Here is a 244-nt window from a genome sequence, read left to right as displayed (position 1 = left end):
CGTAAACTGGTACGTGCCGCTGGCCGCTTGCCCTTTAGCTAAGACATACTTAGCAGGCACATTATCCGCCGTCCAGGCGGCACTGCCGAAAGTCTGACCATTCAACGTCGTTGGCGTACCAACAACTGCACCGTTATTCTCATCATCGACATATTCAACTGTCGCCGTTTGCGTACCTGGATGATACGTAACTGTCACATCATCAGCGCTGGCCTTTGGCAAGTCTGCACCTGCCACACTGCCA

General features: G+C 53.3%; 1 protein-coding gene. It reads right to left on the bottom strand.

The features are described 5' to 3' along the window. Nucleotides 1-244 (bottom strand): mucin-binding protein (locus tag HC026_RS12635; protein ID WP_168926234.1); only part of this gene is annotated, 244 nt, incomplete at both ends.

Origin of the sequence: Secundilactobacillus angelensis, from assembly GCF_012641075.1 — a bacterium.
Classification (GTDB): domain Bacteria; phylum Bacillota; class Bacilli; order Lactobacillales; family Lactobacillaceae; genus Secundilactobacillus; species Secundilactobacillus angelensis.
Note: the sequence above shows the minus strand (reverse complement) of the source record. Positions and strands in the feature narration are given on the sequence as shown.